Raw genomic sequence first — 10,518 nt, 5'->3', positions numbered from 1 at the left:
CTTAGTTGGGAGGTGGCGGAGAGACTGGGGTGGAAGTATTGGGTGAGAATGGTGATTTTCTGCATAGTTTATTTTTGTAGGTTATGTATAATAACGCTACTTCACAATCGCTTTGATAGCGAGACGTTTGAGGTATTGAATTTGTTTAGGGAATTGAGTTTCTAGAGAAAAAAACAATTGATTTTTGATATTGTCTAAGTCTTTAGGATGATCAACATTCATTGCATTTATTTGTTTTAAATTAAACTTTCTCACTCGTTTTTGGTACTGTAGATGCTCTGTAGAACTGGGGATGAAGTGAGCCGTAAATGAACTACGAGAATACTCCGGTTGTGAAGTCTCTAAACTACCATGAATAGTTTTAGAATTCCAGAAAAAAGCATCACCTTTTTTTAAAGCAGGAGCATGACATTTCAATTGATACTTTTTGATAATATCAATCACTAGTTCCTTGTATTTAGTATGGTTGAAAGCTATATCAAAATCTCCACCATTGTTTGCCATATCAATTTTGTGGCTACCAGGATAGACATAGAATCTTCCAGCACCTGGTTGGATATCTTCAACTGCAACCCACACAGCTGTCATCTTACCAAGTTCTGTAGAATCTAAGTAATAAGTATCTTGATGTGCCCATGTTGCGGGATTACCCTCGAAGTACATGGTTTGGATAATAGTTCCAGGTTCACCTAAAATCATAGAAACTACTTTCTGGATATTCTCATGAGTCAGAATTGATAGTCCTGTTTGTTTGAAGTTAGGAAATTTTTTGGTATTAATATCTTGAATATTCAGCAAAGAGTTGAGCATATAGCCATGAGAAGTCAGGACATGCTTTTCAGGATTTGCTGTTGCTTGACGGTATAGATATTTCTGATAAGGTTTAATTTCTGTTGCAAAAAATTTGCGTGCGACATCACACAGTTCTGATGGAATCAAATTGCGAATAACTACATAGCCATTTTCGTGGTAATAGTTCTGAATATCTTCTGGCGTTTTCAGGCTACTGTATATGTCAGAATCTGAATCGACAGTTAATGGAATTTTGATTTCTTCTCCTGTTGGAGAATTGATTGTAAACAGATTATTTCTTCTTTCCATGACATACCTTAGTAAATACTAATATACCTCTCTGACAATTAGCTTGAAACCACTAAAATTACTGGACAAAAACTAAATTCCCAGGGATGTCTAATGTTTAAATTGATAAACCAGCTTTTTTACGCTTTAACTCAATTATCTTAATAATAGTCATAAACTCATACATTGCATGAAGTAAGCAGTAAATAAATGATTCCCAACCTTCTAAAAAACCGAGTCTAATGAAATACATATAAATAAAGCGTGCTGGGGGACGTAATAACCAAAATTTTGCTGCTATGACACGTAGTCTATTTTTACCTTTTGTACCAAATGCTTCCAGATTATTTGTTTCCAAAAAATCAAATGCCCACTTTGCTTCCCAAGAGGAATAACGGTCATGTCGCTCTAACCAATCAGAAAATCCTTTTGAGTTGGCGTAGTGATCGTAGGGTTCATATAATCTTGATGTCTTTGTATCCTTTGTAAAACATTCCATCGAACCACTTTCATCCTCATAAAAAACCTCGCCTCTCTTTAATAAACGGTCATGCCAATTTGGGTAGCCCAGGCTACGCTTTAGCCACTTACCCCAAAATAAATATCGAGGTGTTAGTTGAAAAGCATTGAAGGTAGTATGTGAGCATGTTTCCCTAATTTCATTTACTAAAGATGCTGGTATAACTTCATCAGCATCAACAAATAAAACCCAATCACCTTTTAAATCACAGTTATGCAAAGCCCAATTACGTTGTTTTGCTGCACTGAAAAGACCTATTGGAATATTTACAAAGACTTTTGCACCTAATTTTGTTGCTAATTGAACTGTTGTGTCTTTGCTTCCAGAATCAACTACAACAACTTCATTACACCATTCCAGAGAAGATATACATCTTTGAATGTTTGATTCTTCATTTTTAGTAAGAATTACAACGCTAATAAGAAAATTCATGGTTACTAAATATACCAATGTATTACAGCTTAAATAATTTCTATTTTTATTTGAGGATATCAATATAATGATTTGCCATATCTTGGGCTGTCTTCTCAATAGAAAAAATAGAATTTGTCCATTCTCTAGATTTAGATGCTATTTTTTGCAATTTAAATGGAGATTGTATCAATTCTTTGATAGTATTTGTCCATTCTACTGGAACTCGTGGACGCACCCATCCCATAGTTGTTTCAGAGATTTCATTGTGCAGTCCAACTTTGTCAGATATTAGAACAGGACATTCACAAGCCAAAGCCTCCACAATTACATTTCCAAAATTTTCGTGACGACTAGGTAAAACAAATAAATTAGCAGTAGAGTATATTATCGGCAGTTCTTTTGGCTCACATCTATCAATGAAAATTACTTTTTTTAGTAAATTTGCACTTCTAAATTTATGTTGCAATAAGGCTTTAGTCCCATCATCATCACCACCAACAAAAATCATTTTCCATTTTAAATCTCTCAATGGAGCTAAAACTTCTGGTAGTAAATCTAGCCCTTTTTTGTCGTGTAAACGTCCTACATTCAATATAATAAAATCATCTTCATTTAAATTTTTAAATTTGCGCCAATCTTTTGCTTTTTCAGTTGCAGGTTGCCAAAAGTTGATGTCTAAACCATTAGGAATAATAAAAGGTTGACCAGGTAATTGTAGCCAGTTACATTCTTCTAATTCTTGCTGAGCAGTGTAGTGGATACCACTAGCATTTCTGACGTTAAAGCTTTCTTGTAATAAATAGTATACTGCCTTTTTAACTGTTTTTTGTCGCCAAGAATAAGGACCTAATGCACCCCGTGGGGAAACAACATAAGGAATACCTTGACTTTTAGCTGTTTTACATGCCGCTCCACTGGTGCGCTGCCAAACCCCTGTAATATGAATAATATCAAATTCTTTTACTCGTTCTTTTACTGCTTGTTCCATACCAGGACAATGAATACCCATTCCTGGTTTTTGTTCAAAATAAGTTACTTTGACACCGTTACGTATAATTTGTTTATTTAGAGGTAATTCTGGTTGATTTTCTAAACCAGCGTTAGAGGTAAAAACTTCGACTTCATGGCCCATATTTGCTAATCCTTCGCATAATTGGCTGACGCTGAGAACTGGTCCGCCAAATTTCCATGCCGGGGCATAAACTGGTATGTAGTGGAGAATTTTAAGCTTATTTGACATAATTACTCGCATCTTCTTTTGCAGGAGAAATGTTTAAGCTGCCAAGAATTTCGTGACATCTCTTTTCAAAATTATCATCAGAAAAATAATCTAAGCCTTCGGGAACTATTCCTTTGGGACGCTTTAAAGCTTCTAAAATAGCTGCTTTGATTTCTTTGGGGTTATTCGGATTAACTAATATACCTAATAATCCATTTCGTAATGCTTCTCGACTACCGTCAAGTTTGCTGGCAACTACAGGAACACCGCAAGCCATTGCTTCTAATAAAACGATGCCGAAACCTTCGCCTTTACTTGGCATTACGTAAGCATCTGCTAATCTGTAATGGTCAGCTTTCTCTAGCTCAGGTACAAACCCTGTAAATACAACATGTTTTTCAATTCTTAAAGACTTGACCTTTGCTTCTAGTCTTGGGCGGTCTTTTCCTTGACCTGCGATAATATAGACTAAATTAGGCATTTCCTCAACCAGATTTGATAAAACTTCTATTACTTCATCAAAGCCTTTGTAACGTTCGCGAAAGTCTAGACGACCTAAAGTCATTAATATAGTTTTACCTTCTAACTGATAGCGTTTCAGTAACTCAGGATTTTTTGCTTCTGGTGTAAATCCTTCAAGGTTAACTGTATTAGGTAAAATAACTTCTTTAATATTTTCTAATTTTGTCCAGTTTAAAAATCGTTGTTTTGTTAGTTCGCTTACACAGATAATTCCGTTTATTTTTTTGAGTAAATTATTAACTAGCCAGCTAGGAGAAGGTTGCCAAGCTTCATAACCATGAAGTATTAAATAAAAAGGTGCTTTTGTCCAAAGATGGATTAAATAGGCAAGAGGTGTAAAATTAATATGACCACATATGATTAAATCAAATTTGGGATTACGCTTAACTGTTTGCAAAATTGCTATGCCGTAGTTCAGTTTTCCCTTTAATCCGGAAGTCACATAGGTTAATTTTTTAGGAAGAAAGTTTATGGGGTCTATGATTTTTTTGCGCGGAATTGCAACCACTTCTGTTGTCTGAGGATAGTTGCATAAAGCTGTGAGTAAGTCTCGATTGAATTTTGCTATACCTCCACGGCCTCCAAAGGCATCTGGGATTAAAGCTAGTATTTGCATTATCAATTCTTGTTCTTAAATTTTTTAAACTTGGATTTTCTATGAAGTAATACGGTTTTGTTTACCATCTGGTATTTTCTTAATCAATAAACATAATAAGTATAATAATAAAGCATCTCTTCCAAATTCATAAATAACTAAATTGATTAAAGTTAAAATAGAGTTTGTATAAATTCTTAAGCTTCTAAAAGAAAATGATATTAACAGCATATATTGAAATAATGGATTTTTTATATTATTTAATAAGCGGCCTAAATAACTTAAGTAGAAAGAAGTGAATAATGAGATTATAAATACACCAAACAAACTCCAACGTTCAAAAGAGTCAGCCATTAAAGTTATAGGTGCATTTGTGAATTCTGTAATTCTGACACCATAATCTTTCAATCTTTCAGATGCCTCTGACAAGTTTTTAACTCCACCAGAAATAAAGTTTGGCAAAAAAATTGTAACTACAGATTCTAAATTCTGAAATCCAATATATTGCTCGCTTTCAAAAACTTTATCTATTACTAGCTGACCTGTTGGCTCTGTCATACGAATCAATGTACCATACAACGGGTCTTCATTGACTGTAACTACGTTAGGTTTTATTTCTCCAACAGCAACTTGATAAATGAGTTCAACACGAGACGCTAGATCGGTAGATGCGAAATATTCAATGTTTCTTGCTGATCCAATAATTGCGATTATAACTATAAATAAAGGAATAAAAGTCAGTATTAATGTCCTAATTTGCTTGAGTTTTATTTTTGAGCCTAAACTTCCCACCAAAAAATATAATATTACACGTAAACTTCCCTCACGTCCTCCGGTTAAACTTAAAATTAAGGCTCCAATAATAGGAGTAGTGATAAACAAAATATTCCTCTTTAAAAAAATAGGATATGATAAGCTAGCTCCTGCAAAAAAAAAGACTAGAGGCATAAATACACTTAAACCTTGAAGTATATATAATGGGGAACCAACTGGTATCTTAGTGCCTATCTCAAATCTTATATTAAAATAACCTGTTATATGAGCAGATAATATAAACACAAAAAAAATTAATAGAGTAATATTAAAGGCTTTTTTAATTAAATGATTTGATAGTTTTGTAAATATAATATTTTTACTATTAGTGATAATTTTTAAAGGTTTTGCAATCAAAGAACCTATCAATCCTCCCCAAGTAACAAGATTTATTAAAAACATAGTTATAAGTGGATATTCTGCTATTTCATAGCCTGAATTAGAAACAATATAAACACATCCTAGAAATCCTATAATCCAACAATTAATTGAACCTAATATATAAGCTATGGACAGTAAACGAATCTTAAATGACCCATCTAAAAAAGAATGACGTATGAGAATAAACAATGGAATCAGAGCTATTAACCCTAAAAAAACTTCAAATAGCCTTAAAGACGCACACAATAATAACAATAATAACAATAATAGCAATAAAATATGATTTTTTGATTTCATAAAAATTATTTATATCAATATTTTTGTGAACTAAAATTAAGTAAAAAATAACTACAAATCATGCACTTTATTATTGCAGAAAATATACAGCCTAGAAATATACCCAATTCAGCAAATTGCCAACCAAGACTTAGGATTAAACTGAAACGTACTGTTGCATATATTGTCTGAGTTAATAAGTAGGCATTTTTCAATCCAGAAAATTGAAGTGCAAAATGAAACTGTGTTCCTATAGCATTTGATACTACAATTAATGAAATCCAAGGAATCATCCATTCTCCACCGGAAAAACTCTTGCCTAAAAATAATCCTATTAGATCTGTTCCTATTAATGTTCCTCCTACAACTAACCCTAGTAACATAGAAATCATGGCAAATACATACTTTAAAAGATAGCGCCTTACTACTGATGAATTTGTCCAATTTAATCGTGCTGTACTACCACTGTTAAGAGCATTAGAGAGTAATCCTATAGGCTGCATTAAACCTTTAATACCTACGTAATATCCTAAACTAGCCAAAGGACTGAATAATGAAAAAGCCCATGTATCGGCATTCAAACTAAAACTCTCAAAAGCATAAGGTAAAAAACTTTTGATTAAAGGTGAAAAAGATGGTTTTTCTGAAAAGATGATGCCTTTGATATATTTTCCTTTTCTAAATAATCCTACTAAAAGAGAAATAGACCAAATGATAATATAAATGATAACTAAGGAAGATACTGATAACCAATCTAAACTTAATAGCCCAAATACTAAGAAAATATAGCTTGTTTGATAAGCTATCCGCATTGAGTATTGCCGGTTAATACTACCTGCGGCAAGATAAATTGAAGATAGACTTCCTGAGAGCATAATTATAGGAAAGCTCAGGGAATATATGGCACTCAGTAAACGATTTGGGAGGCTAAGTTGAATGTAAGCTAGACTAGCTATTATTCCTAGGGGAATAATGATTATTGATAGCCACCAACTGTAATAGATAGTTCTACGCCAAGCTTCCTTAGGAGATATTTGTTTAGAAGTTATTAATCCTCTAACTAATCGATCCCATTGGCAAGTTCCTAAAATGATGATTGTAGATGGAACCAGTAAAACTAAACTAAATAATCCTCTTTCTTCTGCACCTAAAGTACGATTAACTAGAATAGATGCCGGAAAAATAAGTCCTGTTAAAGCCATTTCCCATCCTAAACTGCGTGAGGCTCCAGGAGTAACTTTATCAAGTATTTTAATTAATTGTCTAGCTACATCTAACACGTCAGTTAACTATTAAAAAAAATATAAAGTATTATTTTGAAAAAGTATATTGCACATTTCAATATATTAGTTCTGTTGAGCTTATCTTGCTCAAACCAATAATTATTGTATTAATTTTTCATTATTTTCTAGGTTCATGTTTTATAAAACATCACTTAATTCAATATAAAGTTAACATTTTTGTAGCAATTTTACTTTCTCTAAAGCTTTAGATAACCTATGATGCAAACTATATTCAGATTGAATACAACGTTGATAACCTGCCTCTGCAATCTTTTGTCTAGCGTCTTCGTTTTTTAAATAAAAACGAATTTTATCAGCACATTCTTCTGATGAACTAAAAAATTCAGCTTCTTTACCCTCCTCGTATATCTCTAGATGTTTGTCTGTTCTTTGTGCTAAAAAAAAATCCTTTGCAAGCCGGAATTTCAAAAGTGCGTAAAGTAAATTGATCCCGATTTGCTGCAGAAACAAATCCTAAAGAAATTTTGCTATACCAAATCTTTTTCACGTAGTCTTTACCAAATATTGGTGGATGGAATAAGTCCCGTTTTAGATAATAAGCTAAGGTTCTATTCCACCGTCCTCCATAAATATTAACAGGTATTTTTTCTTGAATAATTAAATTATAAATATCTGCTTTTCTTTTATCTCTTGCATAACCAACAAACAAAACATCATGTTCATAATTATAATTATTTATATTTTTTAAAAAGGGATGAAAAATATGTTTATAGTAACCATGTCGATAAAGGTATACATTTTGTGCTCCATGGTCAATAAACTCTTTTACGTTAAATTCTCTCCACACAAAATGAATATCATAAGCTGGAATTGAGTCAATGAAATTTTTCCAAACAGGAAGTTCTGCTATATTCATAGGGCTAAATGGATCATCTTCCTGAAAACAAATAAAAATACAATTTGGGAATAATTCTCTAGCTTTTTCTAGTGTTTCAGGTAATAAAAGCAATGATTTTTCAATCCAAGCGACTTCTGGCTTATATGCTATAAATTCATTTAAAAAAATTTGATTAAATACATTAATCTTTTTTGTGTCAAAAAAGAACTGATTTGTAACATATTTTAAGATTGTTTGAGTTGAAGAAACCTTCCAACTCTTATGTTGATTAAATTCGTAAACTTCATTACCTAATTCTTTCAAAACTTGACATCTCTGCCAACCAGTCATCCATTGAGCATCTAAATATCCAGCAAAGAAAATTTTCATAGCTACTGAGATTAAATATAAAGATTAATGTTTAATACCATCCACAATAAGTGATCTTTTTTTCATAATATAGTTAAAATTAAATATCATATCTGCATCAGTACAGTCTTCATAATCTGTTTGATGAGATGTCGGCTCGTTACATATATACTGACCTGATTTATCACAATAAAACAAAGGTATTGGAAATAAATTAGCTATTTTTAAAGCTTCAGAAAAAGAATAAACTGACCATCTTATCTTATTTTTTGAAGGATGATTCCAAGGAAGTTTTACATCTGGATATCCAGCAGGTTCTGGAGGTGCATAAGTCCGTAAGTCAGCATCAGGGACACAAGTTCTAATAACTCCATTAGGTTTTAAAATCCTATGACATTCTCGTAATAATGATAAAGCTTCATCAAAGAATAAATGCTCAAAAAAGTGCTCAGAATAAATAAAATCAACTGAATCATTATCAAATGGTAATTTATCTCCTTTCTCATAGTAAAATTCTTTGAAATTTGTACGTTTATAGTAATCTTCCTTAGCCTCTTTCGTTGACTTCCCAGTTAATTTAAAAATTTTATTGCCAATTTTAGTGATGGTCTTTTTAAAGCTACTTTTAGTTAAAACTTGAAATATGTAAGAGAAAGACAATCTATCTAAAGATAATGGATGATGTTCCACATCTCCAAAATGTATCCAACTTTTATCTAAAAATATCTCTAATGCTTCAGGAGTAAGATTTTCTAGACGTGATATCCCTAATTGTAACCTTTGCACACTATTTGATTCCATAGTATATAACTTATATTTTTAATTGAATTATATTTTTTTATTTGCTAGTTATATTTGAAAATTAATACTTGTAGCATTTTATTTGGTAGCTACTACTATAAAATTTTGGCTAAAAATACTCTCCTTTCCTCCTCCACCAGTTTCAACTGCCAAATAAAATTTTAATATTACTCTAATAAATTTCCAAATTAAGAATCTGACTATACCTTTAAACCCATTCGTTGGAGGATATTCTTCAAAACATTTTACCTCCCTAAAACCAGAAGCTTTTAATAATTGTGTTATTGAAGTAGCAGTAAAAGCTATCTCATGAGTAAAATCACCATACAGTACATTATTGCTGAATATTGATCCTCCATTAGGAATATGAATAATCCAGTATCCGTCAGTTTTTAATACTCGTACAATTTCTACAACAAAATTTATTAACTCATTTTTATTAAAATGCTCAATAACGTCATAACTGATAATAACATCTAGTGAATTTGGAGGATGAGAATTGAGAGTATTCATCAAATCGTCTTCTTGAACATTGTCAATTCCCAATTGCTTTGCAAATGCTACTTGTTCTGGAGAACAATCCACACCATAAATGTTGTGGTAGCCCATTTTTATTGCAAAATAAATTAAAGCTCCATGACCACATCCTAAATCTAAAATTTTTACTTCGCGTTTTTTGGGAAAGTAATTACATATAAATTGCATTAGTCGTGATTCACGATTTTTAAGTCCTGTCAAATTTTCTGGAGCAAGAGGTTCTTGACGAGATGTAACATACGATTTATAAATAAAACTACGGTAATCATCAATCATTATCTTTATATATTTTTATTTTTCTATATGTTCAAAATAGCAAAATAATTATATTTATCTCTTACTTTCCTATCTTTATCCCCACACCTTCCATATTCTCCCTACTTCCGTAATACCCCTTAGAATAATAGTATCCACCATAACTACTACCACCACTAACACCATTCACAATCATCCCCAAAACATCCACCTTCGCCTGCTCCAACGCCGACTTCGCCGTACTCACCGCCCCAGACTCAACCTCCCCAGGACGCACCACCAACAATATCCCATCCACAAACTTAGCAATTACCAACGCATCCGCCACCGCAGTCAAAGGCGGAGTATCAATAATTACAAAATCATAATACTCAATCGCTTCCTTCACCACAGTCCCCATACGTTGGGAATCCAATAGAGACACAGGGTTGGGAGGAATTTGCCCCACAGGTAACACATCCAACGTCACTAAAGCCTCCTGAGCCGTATTTGGTAATTGTGCCTGATTGACTAAAACATTACTCAAACCGGAAAAATTCTGTATTTGCCAAATTTTATGTTGTCGGGGACGACGCATATCTGCGTCAATTAATAGCACCCGTTTACCCAGTTGAG

Annotated in this window: 11 protein-coding genes; all 11 read right to left on the bottom strand. The window is 32.6% G+C overall.

Features of this window, described 5'->3' with window-relative positions; genetic code table 11:
* Positions 1 to 96: 96 nt before the first annotated feature.
* Positions 97 to 1,101: a phytanoyl-CoA dioxygenase family protein gene (locus CALSC_RS11040; protein ID WP_088241400.1), complete on the bottom strand. Its 1,005-nt coding sequence runs from the start codon at positions 1,099 to 1,101 to the stop codon at positions 97 to 99.
* Between the two features lie 97 nt (positions 1,102 to 1,198).
* Positions 1,199 to 2,032 (bottom strand): glycosyltransferase family 2 protein, encoded by an 834-nt coding sequence (locus CALSC_RS11035; protein WP_088241399.1) that lies wholly within the window; start codon positions 2,030 to 2,032, stop codon positions 1,199 to 1,201.
* A 46-nt stretch (positions 2,033 to 2,078) separates the two neighbouring features.
* Complete coding sequence (locus tag CALSC_RS11030; RefSeq protein WP_159460601.1) at positions 2,079 to 3,254, bottom strand: glycosyltransferase; 1,176 nt, start codon at positions 3,252 to 3,254, stop codon at positions 2,079 to 2,081.
* Entirely contained in the window at positions 3,244 to 4,371 is a 1,128-nt protein-coding gene (locus tag CALSC_RS11025) for a glycosyltransferase family 4 protein (RefSeq protein WP_088241397.1), read from the bottom strand. Before CALSC_RS11025 ends, CALSC_RS11030 begins: the two co-directional genes overlap by 11 nt.
* 39 nt (positions 4,372 to 4,410) lie before the next feature.
* Complete coding sequence (locus CALSC_RS11020; protein WP_088241396.1) at positions 4,411 to 5,841, bottom strand: hypothetical protein; 1,431 nt, start codon at positions 5,839 to 5,841, stop codon at positions 4,411 to 4,413.
* Between the two features lie 14 nt (positions 5,842 to 5,855).
* Positions 5,856 to 7,100 carry a lipopolysaccharide biosynthesis protein gene (locus tag CALSC_RS11015; RefSeq protein WP_088241395.1) on the bottom strand — a complete coding sequence of 415 codons (1,245 nt, stop codon included), beginning with the start codon at positions 7,098 to 7,100 and terminating at the stop codon, positions 5,856 to 5,858.
* Between the two features lie 171 nt (positions 7,101 to 7,271).
* Positions 7,272 to 7,532, bottom strand: coding sequence for a glycosyltransferase family protein (locus CALSC_RS28175; RefSeq protein WP_159460600.1), 261 nt, complete (start codon positions 7,530 to 7,532; stop codon positions 7,272 to 7,274).
* Positions 7,456 to 8,331, bottom strand: coding sequence for a glycosyltransferase family protein (locus CALSC_RS25880; protein WP_143288223.1), 876 nt, complete (start codon positions 8,329 to 8,331; stop codon positions 7,456 to 7,458). The genes CALSC_RS28175 and CALSC_RS25880 overlap by 77 nt, the downstream gene beginning before the upstream one ends.
* Positions 8,332 to 8,355: 24 nt before the next feature.
* Complete coding sequence (locus CALSC_RS11005) at positions 8,356 to 9,111, bottom strand: class I SAM-dependent methyltransferase (protein WP_088241393.1); 756 nt, start codon at positions 9,109 to 9,111, stop codon at positions 8,356 to 8,358.
* A 78-nt stretch (positions 9,112 to 9,189) separates the two neighbouring features.
* Complete coding sequence (locus tag CALSC_RS11000) at positions 9,190 to 9,924, bottom strand: class I SAM-dependent methyltransferase (protein WP_088241392.1); 735 nt, start codon at positions 9,922 to 9,924, stop codon at positions 9,190 to 9,192.
* A gap of 61 nt (positions 9,925 to 9,985) precedes the next feature.
* Positions 9,986 to 10,518, bottom strand: a 533-nt coding sequence (locus tag CALSC_RS10995; protein ID WP_143288222.1) for a CpsD/CapB family tyrosine-protein kinase, incomplete at its 5' end; no start/stop codon positions are given.

The sequence above is a fragment of the Calothrix rhizosoleniae SC01 genome (assembly GCF_900185595.1).
Lineage (GTDB): Bacteria > Cyanobacteriota > Cyanobacteriia > Cyanobacteriales > Nostocaceae > Calothrix_A > Calothrix_A rhizosoleniae.
This window is presented reverse-complemented; position numbering and strand designations above follow the sequence as displayed.